The sequence below is a fragment of the Massilia sp. BHUDP2 genome (assembly GCF_046236355.1).
In the GTDB taxonomy this organism is placed as follows: domain Bacteria; phylum Pseudomonadota; class Gammaproteobacteria; order Burkholderiales; family Burkholderiaceae_D; genus Telluria; species Telluria varians.
This window is the reverse complement of sequence record NZ_JBJUVW010000001.1, coordinates 1271257-1285612: the sequence shown is the minus strand read 5'-3', so window position 1 is coordinate 1285612 and position 14356 is coordinate 1271257. Positions and strand designations below refer to the sequence as shown.

Below are 14356 nucleotides of genomic sequence, written 5' to 3'. Positions count from 1 at the left end.
GGGCGTCAGCCATCGGCCTTACTCGGCTTCGGAGTCGAGGTTAAGGTTGACGGCGCGAGCCGGGACAACGGTGGAAATGGCATGCTTGTAGACCATCTGGGTCACGGTATTACGAAGCAGGACGACGTACTGGTCGAAGGATTCGATGTGGCCTTGCAGCTTGATGCCGTTGACCAGGTAGATGGAGACGGGGACGTGCTCCTTGCGCAAAGCGTTCAGGAATGGGTCTTGTAACAGTTGCCCTTTGTTGCTCATAACAGCTCCGTAATGTTGTTGTAGTTTAAAAATAGTGGCGGTTTGCCAAATTTCAAGTGCCTGAGCCGCATTCAGCTGTGGCGAATGCAAGCCCTAAGCTACTGTAACCTGTTTCGCCACTTTTTGTCGTACTGCTATGCCCCAGCACTGATTTAATTCTGCTCCTTGGCAAAAGGATTCTTACCGGATTTGAATTCGATGCGCACCGGGGTGCCGACCAGGTTGAAGGTATCGCGGAAATGTTTTTCCAGATAGCGCTTGTACGGGTCGCTGACGGCTTCGAGCGCATTGCCGTGGATGACGATGATGGGCGGATTCTGGCCGCCCTGGTGGGCATAGCGCATCTTCGGACGGGTGCTGCCCTTGCGCTTCGGCTCCTGCTTCTCGATCGCTTCCTGCAGCGCGCGCGTCAGGCGCGGAGTCGACAGGTTGGCGGTGGCGGCGGCATAAGCCGAGTCCACCGACTTCATCAGCTGGCTGATGCCGGTGCCCTTCAGGGCCGAGACGAAGTGGGTCTTGGCAAACGACAGGAAGTCGAGCTTGCGGTCAAGGTCCATCTTGACCTGGTCGCGCTGGTCCGACTGCAGGCCGTCCCATTTGTTCACGGCCACCACCAGCGCCCTGCCCGATTCCAGGATGAAGCCGGCGATGTGGGCGTCCTGTTCCGAGATGTCCTGCTGGGCGTCGAGCAGCAGGATGATGACGTTGGCGTCCGAGATCGACTGCATCGTCTTGATCACCGAGAATTTCTCGATGGCCTCGAAGATCTTGCCGCGGCGGCGGATACCGGCGGTGTCGATCAGGGTGTACTTCTTGCCGTCGCGCTCGAACGGCACTTCGATCGAGTCGCGGGTGGTGCCCGGCATGTCGAAGGCGATCACGCGCTGCTCGCCGACCAGGGTGTTGATCAGGGTCGACTTGCCCACGTTGGGACGGCCGACGATGGCGATCTTGATGCCATGGTCGGGATGTTCCGCTTCCTCTTCTTCATCCGGACGGTTGGCGAAGGCGAAGTCGAGCGCCTCGTTCACCAGGTCGTGCACGCCGTCGCCATGGGCGGCGGAAATGACGTAGGGGTCGCCCATGCCGAGCTCGTAGAAGTCGGCGGTGACCGAGGTGTACTTCATGCCCTCGGACTTGTTGACCACGAGCATGACCTTGCGGCCCGACTTGCGCAGGTAATCGGTGATGGTCTTGTCGTGCGGGGTCAGGCCCTGGCGGCCGTCGACGATGAACACGACGACGTCGGCTTCCGCCACCGCCTGGCGCGTCTGCAGCGCCATCTCGAACATGATGCCCTCTTTGGCCACCGGTTCGAAACCGCCGGTGTCGATGACCAGGAACGGCCGTTCGCCGATCCGGCCTTCGCCATAGTGGCGGTCGCGGGTCAGGCCAGGGAGGTCGGCCACCAGCGCGTCCCGCGAGCGGGTCAGGCGGTTGAATAGGGTCGACTTCCCGACGTTCGGGCGACCAACGAGTGCAATTACCGGCTTCATGTAGTTATTCTATTCGACCGCGATGGCGGCCACAGTTCCATTTTGTGTTTGAAAAATCAGGTGCGATCCAGCCACCAGAGGAGTGCCGATGACGGCGCTGCCGTCGGTAGCGGCGCGTGCGAGGAAGCTGCCATCCTCGCGCGACAGGAAGTGCACGATGCCCTGGTAGTCGCCCACCGCCACCGCACGGCCGAAGGAGACCGGAGTCGACAGGCGGCGGAAGGCCAGCTTGTCGTTCTTCCAGGCGCTCGAACCGGTGTCGCGGTTGAAGGCGTACAGCGCGCCCTTGTCGTCCGCCGCGAACACGAAGCGCTGGTCGACGGCGACGCCGACTTCCGACGACAGGTCGCGGGTCCACTTGGGCGAACCGGCGCTGGCGTCGAAGCAGGCGACCCGGCCCTGGTAGGACGCGGCGCAGACCTCGCCCTCGAACAGCACCGGGGCGCCGCCGATGTCGGTCACGCGTTCCAGCTCGGTGGCGCCGCGCGCCACGCCCACTTCCTGGTCCCAGCGCGGCGCGCCGGTGGCCAGGATCATGGAGGACAGGCGGCCGGCCGGCTGGGCGACGATGACGTCGCTGCCGTTGACGATCATGCCCGGTGCGGTGCGCAGGGTCAGCGACGGGGTCACGCGCTGCACGGTCCATTTCTTTTCGCCGGTCTTGGCATCCAGGCCGACGATGCGGTTGTCCAGGCTGCGGGCGACGACGATGCCCTGCCCCACCACCGGCGAGGACAGGAGCTCGCTCGACAGCTGCGAAGTCCACAGTTTCTTGCCATCCATGTCGAAGGCGAGGACGGTGCCTTTGATACCGCCGACCACGATCAGGTTGCCGTCGGTGCCGACGCCGGCCGACAGTTCGCTGCCGGCCTTGATGCGCCACAGCTGCTTGCCGCTTTCAGCCTCGACACGGGCGATGTCGCCATTGCCGCCGGCCACGACCACGGTGTTGCCCGCCAGCGCAGGCGAGAAGGTGTACGGACCGGCCTTGCCGATGTCGAGCTTCCACGCGGTACGCACGGCCATCGTCGCTTTCAGTTCCACCAGCGGCGCCGGCTGGTCGGTCTTGGATTTCGACGCGAACGGATTGAGCGAGCTGAGTTTATGGACCATGCTGGACGGGCTCAGGCTCGAGCAACCCGTCACCAGGGCCAGTACACCAACACCGACAAGTTTGCTGCTGATACGCATATTCTTTAACCTTGTTCCTGGACTGTAGAGCTGTAGAGGACGCAAAGCCCGCGCACGCCTTCGCGGCCTGCGCGGGCCTGTCAATCTTCGAGTTTACGCGGCCGCGGCGTTGGCTTTGGCGTCTTTCGCTTCCGGCACGGTGCCGCCGATGGCTTCGAGCTTGATCTGGACCAGCTGGCGGCCCGGATTATCCTTGTGCATCGCTGCCAGCGCGGCCACATAGGCCTGGCGCGCCTCAAGGATCTTGTTCTGCGCCACCAGCACGTCGCCCTTGCGGTCGGCCACTTCGGCCGAGAACTGCTCGGGGAACTTGTCGTTCAGCAGCTTGAGGGCGGCGTCAAAGGACTTCTCGTCCAGCAGCACGCCGGCCAGGCGCAGTTTCGCGATTGCCTTGTACTCGTCGTTGCCCTTGTCCACCACCCACTGCAGCTGCGCCTTGGCGGTCTTCAGGTCGTTCGCATCGAAGGCCGTCTTGGCGGCGGCCAGGCTGGCCATCTGCGCGTACACGGTGCCTTCGTACTTCTGCTTGATGTCGCCGGCGATGCGCTGGGACTTGGCATTGTCGCTGGCGACCAGGGCAGCCTGCAGCTCGTCGTACAGCGCCGAGGCCTCGACGGCCTGGGTGCGCTGGCGCGACTGCCAGAAGTTGTAGCCGGCGTAGGCGAGGAGCGCGACGATCAGCACGCCCATGATGAGATTGCCGAAACGCGCCCAGAAGGCCTTGAAAGTCGCTATCTGTTCCTGTTCTTCGAGGTCGTATGCCATGGTCTGCTCAGTGTCTGTTTGTTATTTGGAATGGTGAATCGGTGCTGTTACGGACGGTGGTGATGACCGTGTTCGTTGCAATTCTCGTCGTCGCAGTCGTGGCCGCCGCCTCCGACGATCTGGTCGACCACGTAGTCGACCACTTCCTCGAAGGGCACGCTGGCCTGCTGCTGCTCGCCGGCCTCGCCGCGCATGGACTTGACCGCGGCCTTCTGGTTCGCGATCTCGTCTTCGCCGATGATCACGGCGAACGAGGCGCCGCTGCCGTCGGCCTTCTTCATCTGGCTCTTGAAGCTGCCCGCGCCTGCCGGCGTTGCGCAATGTAACACAACATCCAGGCCGGCATCCCGCAGGCGCTCGCCCAGGATGAAGGCTTGCAGCTGGGCGTCCTCGCCCTGGTGCACCAGGTAGACGTCGCACTGGCTCGGCGCCTGGGTCTCGCCCAGGCCCTTCATCAGTTCGATGATGCGCTCGATGCCCATCGCGAAGCCGACCGCCGGGGTGGACTTGCCGCCGAACTGTTCGATCAGCGGATCGTAGCGGCCGCCCGCGCAGATGGTGCCCTGCGAGCCCAGCTCGTCGGTGACCCATTCGAACACGGTGCGGTTGTAGTAATCCAGGCCGCGCACCAGGCGCGGGTTGATGGTGTACTGCACCGCATTGCGGTCCAGGATCTTGCGCAAGCCGTTCAGGTGCGCGAGCGACTCTTCGCCCAGGTAGTCGAGCAGCTTCGGCGCGCCGTTGACCATTTCCTGCATGGCCGGGTTCTTGGTGTCCAGGATGCGCAGCGGGTTGCTGTGCAGGCGGCGCTTGGCTTCGGCATCCAGGATGTCGTCGTGCTTCTCGAAGTAGGCGATCAGGTCGGCGCGGTGGCGCAGGCGCTCGTCGGCATTGCCGATCGAATTCAGCTCCAGGCGCACGTTCTGCAGGCCGAGGTCGTCCCACAGGCGGCGGCACAGCATGATCAGTTCCGCGTCGATGTCCGGGCCCGAGAAGCCGACGGCTTCGGCGCCGAACTGGAAGAACTGGCGGTAGCGGCCGCGCTGCGGACGCTCATGGCGGAACATCGGGCCCTTGTACCAGAGGCGCTTGGGGCCGTCGTACACGAGGTTGTGCTCGATCACGGCGCGCACGGCGCCGGCGGTGCCTTCTGGACGCAGGGTCAGCTGGTCGCCGTTCATCGAGTCTTCGAAGGAATACATCTCCTTCTCGACGATGTCGGTCACGGCGCCGATGGCGCGCGCGAACAGCGAGGTATCCTCGACGATCGGGGTGACGATCTTCTGGTAGCCGTAGCTCTTCAGGATCGTTTCGGCGGTGTTCTCGAACAGCTCCCACATCGGCGCATCGGCCGGGAGGATGTCGTTCATGCCTTTGACGGCGACGATTTTTTCTGGTTTGGACATGTATGAATACCTTCGGTATCAACCAACGTCATTCCCGCGAAGGCGGGAATCCAAGTTTGCATGCATACCGGCTGCTCACGCAAAATTGGGTACCCGCCTGCGCGGGTACGACGTGCTAAGAGCGCGGGTCCTAGCTCCCGCACCTGGCTATTTTATTGTGTCACCGCCTCGCGGCTGTAATTCTTCTGCACGTAATTCAGCACGATGGTCTTGAACTCATCCACGATGCGCTCACCGCGCAGCGTGGCCACCTTCTGCCCGTCGACGAACACCGGCGCGGCCGGCGATTCGCCGGTGCCCGGCAGGCTGATGCCGATGTTGGCGTGCTTCGATTCGCCCGGACCGTTCACGATGCAGCCCATCACGGCCACGTTCATCGCTTCCACGCCCGGATAGGTCTTCTTCCATTCCGGCATCTGCTCGCGCAGGAAGGTCTGGATGTTGTCCGCCAGTTCCTGGAACACGGTCGAGGTCGTGCGGCCGCAACCCGGGCAGGCGATCACCATCGGGGTGAACTTGCGCAGGCCCATGGTCTGCAGGATCTCCTGGCCGACCACCACCTCCTTGGTACGGTCGCCGCCCGGTTCCGGGGTCAGCGAGATGCGGATGGTGTCGCCGATGCCTTCCTGCAGCAGCACCGACAGCGCCGCGGTCGAGGCGACGATGCCCTTGCTGCCCATGCCGGCCTCGGTCAGGCCCAGGTGCAGCGGGTAGTCGCAGCGGCGCGCCAGTTCGCGGTAGACCGCGATCAGGTCCTGCACGCCCGAGACCTTGCACGACAGGATGATCTTGTCGCGCGCCAGGCCCACTTCCTCGGCGCGCACGGCGTTCTCGATCGCGGAAGTGATCAAGGCTTCGTACATCACGGCCTGCGCGCTCCACGGGGTGGCACGCGCGGCATTCTCGTCCATGATGCGGGCCAGCAGGGATTGATCCAGCGAGCCCCAGTTGACGCCGATGCGCACCGGCTTGTCGTACTTCGCCGCAATCTCGATCATCTGGGCGAACTGGGTGTCGCGCTTGGCGCCCTGCCCCACGTTGCCCGGGTTGATGCGGTACTTCGACAGCGCCTGCGCGCATTCCGGATAGTCGCGCAGCAGCAGGTGGCCGTTGTAGTGGAAGTCGCCCACCAGCGGGGTGTCGATCTCCATGCGGTCGAGCTGTTCGCGGATCGCCGGCACCGCGGCCGCCGCCGCCGGGGTGTCCACGGTGATGCGCACGATCTCGGAGCCGGCGCGCGCCAGTTCCTTCACCTGGATCGCGGTGCCGATCGCGTCGGCGGTGTCGGTGTTGGTCATCGACTGCACCACCACTGGCGCGTCGCCGCCGACCCAGACGGTGCGATTGCCATGCGAGACCGCGACCTTGCGGCGCGCGCGGCGCGGCAGCGGGCCCGAGGGGATCGGTTCGCCAATGCAGGGTTCGTTCACGATCATGTTCCGTTCCATTACTTCAGAGAGACTTGAGCAAACTTCTTGCCCGGGGCCTGTTCCAGGCTGACAGGCGAACCACGCAGGGTCGCGCTGACGGCAGCCGGATTACCGACGGTCAGCATGCCCGGCGCGGTGACGTCGAAGGTTTCGGTCGAGCCGGCCTTGACCTCGCGCCAGAGCAGGCGCTTGCCGCCGACGACCACGCCGATCCAGGCATCTTCACGCACGTTCAGCACCAGCGCATTGCCGCCGGCGGCTGCCGGCGCTGCAGGTACGGCGGTCACGGGCGCTGCCAGCGTGGCCGGCGCCGTGGCCGCGGGCGCGGTGCCCGGTACGGCGGCGGCCGGGGGCGTTGCGCCCGGGGCGGTGGCCGGCGCCGCGGCCGGCGGCGTGGCGTTTGCCGGCGCAGTCGCGCCCTCGCCTGCCGGCGCCGGCACCGAGATCAGCGGCACCGACGGGTTCTGCAGGCTGTCCTGGTGCGCCGGCGCGGCCGGCGCGCCGCCGTGCGGGGTCACCACCGGGGTTTCGAGCAGGGCGCCATTGTCCGCTTGCGGCTGCTGGCTGCCCGGGAGCAGGCCGAAGTGCCAGAGCGCGGCGCCGGCGGCGACCAGTACCGCCACGCCGGCGATCAGGCCGACCGGCACTTTATTGCGCTTGCCGCCGATCGGGAAGCGGCTTTGCGAGAACGAGGCCGGACGCTGCTCGCGGCGCGGGATCGAGGCGGTGGCGCCGGCCTGGGCTTCGGGCGGCATGTTCATCTCGATCTTGGCGACCAGCGGGGCGGCGTCGATCTTCAGCAGCTTGGCATAGGCGCGCACGAAGCCGCGCGTCACGGCCGGGCTCGGGAGCGAGGCGTAATCGCCGGCTTCCAGCGCCACCACCTGGCGCGGCGCCAGTTTCAGTTGGTCGGCCACCTGCTCCACGCTCCAGCCCATCGCTTCGCGCTGGGACTGCAGGGTCTTGCCGGGAATACCAGCGTCGTTGCCCGGCGTCGCCGGCTGGTCTGCATGCTCGTTCATCATCTTGTCTCACTCATCGAATGCGCCGCGCTCGAAGGCCGCGTACTCCGGCGAGCCGGGGAAGCGCCGCCGCAGCTGCGCTGCCAGGCTGGCTTCCTGCGTCCGGTCGCCCAGCTTGCGCTGCACGCGCAAAGCCAGCCAGAGCGCGTCGGCCGACAGCGTGTCGAGTTTCGAAGTCTCGATCAGGCGGTTAATGAAAAAACCGGCGCGCGGGTACTCGCGCCGCTCGTAATAGATCCGCGCCAGGCCGGCGTTGCTCGCCTGCAGGTCGGGGTTGTAACGCAGGGCCTCGAGCAGGTAGCGCTCGGCGGCCTGAAAATTCTTGCTGCGGATGCTGCACAGCCCGGCATTCACCAGCGCGCTCACCGGGGTCTGGTAGGACGGGTTGCGCAGCGCCGCGTCGAAGTACGGCATGGCCTGGGCCGGCTTGTTCAGCGCGGTGCACAGGAAGGAGCCGTAGTTGTTCGACAAATCCGGGTTGCCCGGCTTCAGGCGCAGGGCGGTCTGGTAGTTGTCGTCTGCCAGGGCCAGCTGGCCCATCGCGGTGTAGATCAGCGCGCGCAGGCCATGGGCTTCGGCATTGCCCGGGTCGGCCGCGAGCGCCTGCTTGACCTCGTCGAGGGCGATCTCGTACTGGCCGTTCTGGTAGTAGCCGACCGCCAGCTGCAGGCGGATCGAGGCGCGCTTCTCCGCCGCCGTGACGTCGGACGCGGTCTTCAGTTCGCCGCTGCCACTGCCATTGCTGGCGCAGCCGGCGAGCACAGCCAGCGCAGCGATAGACGCTGACAGGAGAGCTGCACGACCGGCCTTGCTACCCATCAGGAAGGGATCTCCACGATGCGCCCGAAGTCGGCGCCGAACTTCTTCTGGTACTCGGCCATCTTTTCCATGCGCTGGGCCACGCGGGTGCGGTCCTGCACTTCGCCGGCCAGCTGGCCGCAGGCGGCGTCGATGTCGTCGCCGCGCGTCTTGCGCACGGTGGTGACGATGCCGGCGTCCATCAGCACCTGGGCGAAGGCCTTGATGCGCGGGTTCTTCGAGCGCGTCAGGCCCGATTCCGGGAACGGATTGAACGGGATCAGGTTGAACTTGCAGTTCACACCCACCACCGGGTCGTTCACCAGGGCGATCAGTTCGCGCGCGTGCTCGTCGCTGTCGTTGAAGCCGTCGAGCATGCAGTATTCGAAGGTGATGAAGTCGCGCGGAGCGAATTCCAGGTAGCGCTTGCAGGCAGCCAGCAGCTCGCGCAGCGGGTATTTCTTATTCAGCGGCACCAGGATGTCGCGCAGGGCGTCGTTCGACGCGTGCAGCGACACGGCCAGGGCCACCGGCACGTCCTGGGACAGCTTGTCGATGTTCGGGACCACGCCCGAGGTCGACAGGGTCACGCGGCGGCGCGACAGGCCGTAGGCGTTATCGTCCAGCATCATCTTGAGCGCGGTAACGGTCGGCTCGTAGTTGAGCAGCGGCTCGCCCATGCCCATCATGACCACGTTGGTGATCTGGCGCTCGCCCTTCGGGCCCGGCTCGATGCCCTTGGTACGGCGCAGCTCGAACTCGGCCATCCACAGCTGGCCGATGATCTCGGCCACGGTGAGGTTGCGGTTGAAGCCCTGCTTGCCGGTCGAGCAGAAGCGGCAGTTGACGGCGCAGCCGGCCTGCGTGGAGATGCACAGCGTGCCGCGGTTTTCTTCCGGGATGAACACGGTTTCCACGGCGTTGCCATTGCCGACGTCGACCAGCCACTTGCGGGTGCCATCAAGCGAGGTATGGTCGCTGATGATGCCCGGCGCACGGATCTCGGCGCGGGTCTTGAGCTTTTCGCGCAGCGACTTGGCCAGGTCGGTCATGTCGTCGAAGTTCGCAGCGCCGAACTGGTGGATCCAGCGCTGGAGCTGCTTGGCGCGGAACGGTTTCTCACCCAGCTCGGCGCAGTACGCAACGAGTTGCGCGGGATCGAAGTCCAGCAGGTTGGTGAGAGTCGTCATGGCAAAATCCTTTATTTCCTGAAACCACTCGCGCCGGCCCGGGGCCGCGGGCGAGTGGTTTACTCTTTTAAATTAGTCCGGGGGAAAATTTACCGGGGCGCGCCCCGGATGCGCTCCCCCTACTAATTAACGCGAGTAGACGTTCAGTGCCGGGAAGAAGTAAGCGATTTCCACGGCAGCGGTTTCAGCAGCGTCCGAACCGTGGACGGCGTTGGCGTCGATCGAGTCGGCGAAGTCGGCGCGGATGGTGCCGGCTTCAGCTTTCTTCGGATCGGTCGCGCCCATCAGGTCGCGGTTCTTCAGGATCGCGCCTTCGCCTTCCAGCACCTGGATCATGACCGGGCCCGAGATCATGAAGTTGACCAGGTCCTTGAAGAACGGACGCGCAGCGTGCACGGCGTAGAAGCCTTCGGCTTCGGCTTGCGACAGCTGGGTCATGCGTGCAGCGACGACTTTCAGGCCAGCGCCTTCGAAGCGGCTATAGATTTGGCCGATCACGTTTTTTGCAACTGCGTCCGGTTTGATGATCGACAGGGTGCGTTCGATTGCCATGTAAAACTCCAATGAAAAGAATGGTTTGAATCAAGAACCTTTAGTGGCTCCTGCAACTGAATTTGGAACTCAATTAACCTTTAATTTTACCACAGCTGCCTCATATAACCGATATTGCGGCACTGGCAAGCAAAGTGGTAGAGTTGCAGAGCAAAATCGTCCTGGTTTAAGGCTCTGCTAAGCATCTGCTTGTATGGTTTTCAGTGACGCTCATCCACCAACCGGAGGCACCATGATCCCTAATTCGCAACCCCGCAGTACGATCGACCTGACCAAAGCCGGCCGGGTCGACGTCACGCGCAACAAAGTCCTGCGCAACACCTACTGGCTGCTGGCGCTGTCGATGATCCCGACCGTGCTGGGCGCCTACATCGGCGTGTCGTTCAACCTGATGGCCGGCCTCGGTACCTTCGGCTTCATTGGCTTCATGCTGGTCCTCTTCGGCTTCATCTTCGCGATCCAGAAGTTCAAGGACTCGGCCGTCGGCCTGGGCCTGCTGCTGGCCTTCACCTTCGTGATGGGCCTGATGCTGACCCCGCTGCTGCAGCACACCCTCGGTTACTCGAACGGCGGCACCCTGATCATGACCGCGTTCGGCGGCACCGCCTGCGTGTTCGCCGTGATGGCCAGCATCGCCACCACCACCAAGCGCGACTTCTCGGGCATGGGCAGCTGGCTGATGGCCGGCGTGATCGTGCTGATCCTGGCAGCCGTGGCCAACATCTTCCTGCAGATGTCGGCCCTGACCATCGTGATCTCGCTGCTGGCGATCGGTATCTTCTCGGCCTTCATCCTGTTCGACGTGCAGCGCATCGTCAACGGCGGCGAAACCAACTACATCACCGCCACCCTGTCGATCTACCTGGACGTGTACAACATCTTCACCAGCCTGCTGCAACTGCTGGGCATCGCCGGCGGCGACCGCGACTAAGCGGTTTCAGCCGAAATGAAAAGCCGACCTCGAGGTCGGCTTTTTTTATACCACGGGGGTCAGGTCTGACATTCGGACACAAGCTCTTCCGTACTTACGCTCGAGGCCGTGTCTGAATGTCAGACCTGACCCCGATCTGTGTGCGTTATGCCTCGGCGGGCACTTCGTAGGCGGCGGCTGCCGCCGGCTTCTCGCCCAGCTCGAACACCGCGATCGACTCCACGTGCGAGGTATGCGGGAACATATTGCACACCCCCGCCTTCTTCAGTACATAGCCCGCCTTGTGCACGAGGATGCCGGCGTCGCGCGCCAGCGTCGAGGGGCTGCAGGACACGTACACGATCCGCTGCGGCATCAGCTCCTCGTGGGTCTCGCGCAGGTCGGCCAGCGCCAGCGACAGGGCCATGGCGCCGTCGCGCGGCGGGTCGACCAGCATGCGGTCGAACTTGCCGAGCGCGACCAGGTCGTCCTTGCTCACCTCGAACAGGTTGCGGGTCGAGAACGAGGTCTTGGCGGCCAGGCCGTTGGCCTGCGCGTTCTCCAGCGCGCGGGTGGTGAGCGCGGTGCTGCCCTCGATCCCCACCACCTCGCGTGCCTGGGTCGCCAGCGGCAGCGTGAAGTTGCCGAGGCCGCAGAACAGGTCGGCCACGCGCTCGCCCGGCTGCACCGCCAAGAGGCGCAACGCCTTCGACACGAGCACGCGGTTGATCTGGTGGTTCACCTGGGTGAAGTCGGTCGGCTTGAAGGGCATGCGGATGCCGAATTCCGGCAGCGTGTAGTACAGCTCCTTGCCCAGCGGGTAGTACGGGTAGGCGGTGTCCGGGCCCTTCGGCTGCAGCCACCACTGGATGTTCCATTTGTCGGCGAAGGCCCTGGCCAGTTCCTCGTCCGCCGGAGTGAGCGGGGCCATGATGCGCAGCACCAGCACGGTCACTTCTTCGCCGATCGCGACTTCGATCTGTGGCATCTGGTTGTAGATCGACAGCTGGCCGACGAACTCGCGCAGCGGCACGATCAACTGGGCGACGTGGTCCGGCAGGATCTCGCAATAGGTGATGTCGGCCACGTAGGACGACGCGCGCTCGTGGAAGCCGACCAGCACCCCGCCCTTCTTGGCCACGTGGCGCACCGACAGGCGCGCGCGGTAGCGGTAGTCCCAGGTCGGGCCGTACAGCGGGCCCATGATGTTCTCGGCCTTCACTTTGCCCAGGTGCCACAGGTTGTCCTCGAGGACGCGCTGTTTCATCGCGACCTGGGCCGAAGGCTCGAGGTGCTGCATCGAGCAGCCGCCACAGTAGCCGAAGTGCTGGCACTTCGGCTCGACGCGCATCGACGAGGCGCGCTGCAGGGTGACCATGCGGCCCGACTCCCAGTTCTTCTTCTTGCGCAGGGTTTCAAAGCTGACGCGTTCGCCCGGCAGTGCGCCTTCGACGAAGATCACCTTGCCCGGGGTGCCATCTTCGTTCTCGAGGTGACCGACGCCGCGCGCGTCCGCATCCAGGGCTTTGATGTCGATGAAAATTTCTTGCATGTTGGTCAAAAAGAAATAGGGAGTGGGCACAGGACTGGCTGTGCAGGGAGTTCGCAAATAAAAAATGGGCGGAATTCGCCCGGGCGGAATGATAGCAAGGAAATGGGGTGGGTGCCATGGGTGGTGGACGCCCAGAGGATGCCCGGCGGGAGCCGGGCCGGCGTGCCGCGACTACTGGAAGGCGGGCGCCGTGCTGCCCTGGACGCCGTCGGCGTTCCGGATATAGCGCAGCCACACCGGCGGCAGCATGACCAAGCGTTCCTTCCCGTCCGCACTGGGTTTTACTTCCCATTCGCACAAGCTGCGCGCGACGCAAGCCATGAACATCGCGTCGTTCACATTCTCCGCGCCCAGTACCGACACCTGGGTCATCTTGCCCTCGGGCGAGATACGACCGCCATACAGCACGACCGCGCCCTTGACCAGGCCGCCCTCGCGGCGCGCGTAGCGATTGATGCACTTGTCGGTGACGCGCTGGTACTTGCCTTCTAGTTGCCGCATTTCCACCGCAAGGGCCGGATCGGCATCGAAGGGAACCATCTTGTCCCTCGTGAAATCGCCGCTTGGATCTTTCGCGGCATAGCAGGCCTGGGGTTCGTCGGCAAAGGCGGCGCCTGCGAACAGGACGGATGCGGCGAGGGCGATCAGGGTACGCATGAGGTAGGGGCAGGCAGTCGATAACAGGCCGATGTTATCAACTATAGTTGCCTAGTGGAACGCTTTTTGGCTGATCCGAGCCGCACGGGGCAAGATGATGCACAGCGCATGGCAAGCGGCTGCAGTGTTACAACAAGGAGTCACGCACCACCCCGCGCGCCGCCATCGCCCGCTTCAGCTTGACCAGCGCCTCCTGCTGGATCTGGCGCACCCGCTCGCGCGTCACGCCCATCTCCTCGGCGAGGGTCTCCAGCGTGGCCGGATCGTCATTGTCCAGCCCGAAGCGCCGGGTGACCACCAGGCGCTGCTTGTCGGGCAGGCGCGTGAGCCAGTCGCGCACCAGGGCCGTCATTTCGTGCTGCTCGGCGCGCGCGTCCGGGCTGGCCTCGCCGTCGTCGGGCAGCATGTCCATCAGGTTGGAGGTCGGGTCGTTGTCGAGCGGGGCGTCGAGCGAGGCGGCGTGTTCGGACAGCGCCAGGATGTCCTGCACCTCTTCCACCGGCCGCCCGACCAGGCTGGCGATGTCTTCGCAGGAAGCTTCCTTGCCGTCGTGCTTCTGCGCCTCGAGGTGGTACTTGGCGCGCAGCACCTGGTTCAGCTCGCGCACCATGTGCACTGGGAGGCGCACCGTGCGCGCCTGGTTCATGATGGCGCGCTCGATGCTCTGGCGGATCCACCAGGTGGCGTAGGTGGAGAAACGGAAGCCGCGCTCGGGCTCGAACTTGTCGATCGCGCGCATCAGGCCGATGTTGCCCTCTTCGATCAGGTCGAGCAGCACGACGCCTCGGTTGATGTAGTGCTTGGCAATCGAGACGACCAGGCGCAGGTTATGCTCGATCATCTTCTGGCGCGCCGCGAAATCGCCCGCCTTGGCCAGGGTGGCGACCTGGACTTCCTCGCTCGCCGTCAGTAGCGGGCGGGTGCCGATCTGGTTGAGGTAGTGCTGGGTGGTGTCGGTGGCGAGCTCGGCCTGCAAGACCTTGCGCAGCTCGTCCACCGTGTCGACCTCGGGGCCGGGGAGGATGTCCTCCCCGTCGGTCGCAGCGGCGCCCCCGCGTTCCGGTTCGTCCGGAAACTCGTCTGATTCCTGCTGGTCCAGCGAGTGCGGCGGCTGCGTCATACCCTCTTTACA

The 14356-nt window shown here is 64.6% G+C and carries 14 protein-coding genes; 1 reads left to right on the top strand and 13 read right to left on the bottom strand.

Translation table 11 applies throughout. The annotated features are described in order from the left end of the window. Positions 1-18: 18 nt before the first annotated feature. The 10 genes from hfq to ndk all read right to left on the bottom strand — a co-directional run bounded on the left by hfq (position 19) and on the right by ndk (position 10105). Positions 19-255: an RNA chaperone Hfq gene (hfq, locus tag ACK6C6_RS05720; RefSeq protein WP_026354376.1), complete on the bottom strand. Its 237-nt coding sequence runs from the start codon at positions 253-255 to the stop codon at positions 19-21. A 152-nt stretch (positions 256-407) separates the two neighbouring features. Continuing rightward, positions 408-1751, bottom strand: coding sequence for a ribosome biogenesis GTPase Der (gene der, locus ACK6C6_RS05715; RefSeq protein ID WP_409266326.1), 1344 nt, complete (start codon positions 1749-1751; stop codon positions 408-410). A gap of 9 nt (positions 1752-1760) precedes the next feature. Next, the gene (gene bamB, locus ACK6C6_RS05710) at positions 1761-2942 is read right to left on the bottom strand and encodes an outer membrane protein assembly factor BamB (RefSeq protein ID WP_409266325.1); all 1182 of its coding nucleotides are present in this window, start codon (positions 2940-2942) and stop codon (positions 1761-1763) included. A 93-nt stretch (positions 2943-3035) separates the two neighbouring features. Further along, on the bottom strand, positions 3036-3707 hold the full coding sequence (locus ACK6C6_RS05705) for a tetratricopeptide repeat protein (protein ID WP_209585866.1): 672 nt from the start codon (positions 3705-3707) through the stop codon (positions 3036-3038). A gap of 47 nt (positions 3708-3754) precedes the next feature. Further along, positions 3755-5113 (bottom strand): histidine--tRNA ligase, encoded by a 1359-nt coding sequence (gene hisS / locus ACK6C6_RS05700; protein ID WP_209585864.1) that lies wholly within the window; start codon positions 5111-5113, stop codon positions 3755-3757. Between the two features lie 152 nt (positions 5114-5265). After that, positions 5266-6549 carry a flavodoxin-dependent (E)-4-hydroxy-3-methylbut-2-enyl-diphosphate synthase gene (ispG, locus tag ACK6C6_RS05695; protein WP_409266323.1) on the bottom strand — a complete coding sequence of 428 codons (1284 nt, stop codon included), beginning with the start codon at positions 6547-6549 and terminating at the stop codon, positions 5266-5268. An 11-nt stretch (positions 6550-6560) separates the two neighbouring features. Beyond that, a complete protein-coding gene (locus ACK6C6_RS05690) occupies positions 6561-7568 on the bottom strand; it encodes a helix-turn-helix domain-containing protein (protein ID WP_409266322.1) in 1008 nt (335 codons plus the stop codon). A 6-nt stretch (positions 7569-7574) separates the two neighbouring features. After that, complete coding sequence (gene pilW / locus ACK6C6_RS05685; protein WP_409266320.1) at positions 7575-8384, bottom strand: type IV pilus biogenesis/stability protein PilW; 810 nt, start codon at positions 8382-8384, stop codon at positions 7575-7577. Beyond that, complete coding sequence (gene rlmN / locus ACK6C6_RS05680) at positions 8384-9553, bottom strand: 23S rRNA (adenine(2503)-C(2))-methyltransferase RlmN (protein WP_036212425.1); 1170 nt, start codon at positions 9551-9553, stop codon at positions 8384-8386. Before rlmN ends, pilW begins: the two co-directional genes overlap by 1 nt. Before the next feature lie 126 nt (positions 9554-9679). Then, positions 9680-10105: a nucleoside-diphosphate kinase gene (ndk, locus tag ACK6C6_RS05675; RefSeq protein WP_027867147.1), complete on the bottom strand. Its 426-nt coding sequence runs from the start codon at positions 10103-10105 to the stop codon at positions 9680-9682. A 232-nt stretch (positions 10106-10337) separates the two neighbouring features. On the opposite strand from ndk, the gene ACK6C6_RS05670 reads away from it, so the two are divergent. Then, a complete protein-coding gene (locus ACK6C6_RS05670; protein WP_209585848.1) occupies positions 10338-11036 on the top strand; it encodes a Bax inhibitor-1/YccA family protein in 699 nt (232 codons plus the stop codon). A 145-nt stretch (positions 11037-11181) separates the two neighbouring features. On the opposite strand, the gene rlmD is transcribed toward ACK6C6_RS05670, so the two are convergent. The 3 genes from rlmD to rpoS all read right to left on the bottom strand — a co-directional run bounded on the left by rlmD (position 11182) and on the right by rpoS (position 14344). Next, positions 11182-12567: a 23S rRNA (uracil(1939)-C(5))-methyltransferase RlmD gene (gene rlmD, locus ACK6C6_RS05665; RefSeq protein ID WP_409266318.1), complete on the bottom strand. Its 1386-nt coding sequence runs from the start codon at positions 12565-12567 to the stop codon at positions 11182-11184. Positions 12568-12738: 171 nt separating this feature from the next. Continuing rightward, positions 12739-13224 (bottom strand): hypothetical protein, encoded by a 486-nt coding sequence (locus tag ACK6C6_RS05660; RefSeq protein WP_409266317.1) that lies wholly within the window; start codon positions 13222-13224, stop codon positions 12739-12741. A gap of 127 nt (positions 13225-13351) precedes the next feature. Next, the gene (gene rpoS / locus ACK6C6_RS05655; RefSeq protein ID WP_209585834.1) at positions 13352-14344 is read right to left on the bottom strand and encodes an RNA polymerase sigma factor RpoS; all 993 of its coding nucleotides are present in this window, start codon (positions 14342-14344) and stop codon (positions 13352-13354) included. Between the last annotated feature and the right edge of the window lie 12 nt (positions 14345-14356).

Excerpts from the sequence above, each read along its gene's own strand:
- bamB (WP_409266325.1), bottom strand. The coding sequence starts at position 2,942 with ATGCGTATCAGCAGCAAACTTGTCGGTGTTGGTGTACTGGCCCTGGTG.
- hisS (WP_209585864.1), bottom strand. The coding sequence starts at position 5,113 with ATGTCCAAACCAGAAAAAATCGTCGCCGTCAAAGGCATGAACGACATC.
- ACK6C6_RS05690 (WP_409266322.1), bottom strand. The coding sequence starts at position 7,568 with ATGATGAACGAGCATGCAGACCAGCCGGCGACGCCGGGCAACGACGCT.
- ACK6C6_RS05660 (WP_409266317.1), bottom strand. The coding sequence starts at position 13,224 with ATGCGTACCCTGATCGCCCTCGCCGCATCCGTCCTGTTCGCAGGCGCC.
- pilW (WP_409266320.1), bottom strand. The coding sequence starts at position 8,384 with ATGGGTAGCAAGGCCGGTCGTGCAGCTCTCCTGTCAGCGTCTATCGCT.
- ACK6C6_RS05670 (WP_209585848.1), top strand. The coding sequence starts at position 10,338 with ATGATCCCTAATTCGCAACCCCGCAGTACGATCGACCTGACCAAAGCC.
- ispG (WP_409266323.1), bottom strand. The coding sequence starts at position 6,549 with ATGATCGTGAACGAACCCTGCATTGGCGAACCGATCCCCTCGGGCCCG.
- rlmN (WP_036212425.1), bottom strand. The coding sequence starts at position 9,553 with ATGACGACTCTCACCAACCTGCTGGACTTCGATCCCGCGCAACTCGTT.
- hfq (WP_026354376.1), bottom strand. The coding sequence starts at position 255 with ATGAGCAACAAAGGGCAACTGTTACAAGACCCATTCCTGAACGCTTTG.
- rpoS (WP_209585834.1), bottom strand. The coding sequence starts at position 14,344 with ATGACGCAGCCGCCGCACTCGCTGGACCAGCAGGAATCAGACGAGTTT.
- ACK6C6_RS05705 (WP_209585866.1), bottom strand. The coding sequence starts at position 3,707 with ATGGCATACGACCTCGAAGAACAGGAACAGATAGCGACTTTCAAGGCC.
- der (WP_409266326.1), bottom strand. The coding sequence starts at position 1,751 with ATGAAGCCGGTAATTGCACTCGTTGGTCGCCCGAACGTCGGGAAGTCG.
- ndk (WP_027867147.1), bottom strand. The coding sequence starts at position 10,105 with ATGGCAATCGAACGCACCCTGTCGATCATCAAACCGGACGCAGTTGCA.
- rlmD (WP_409266318.1), bottom strand. The coding sequence starts at position 12,567 with ATGCAAGAAATTTTCATCGACATCAAAGCCCTGGATGCGGACGCGCGC.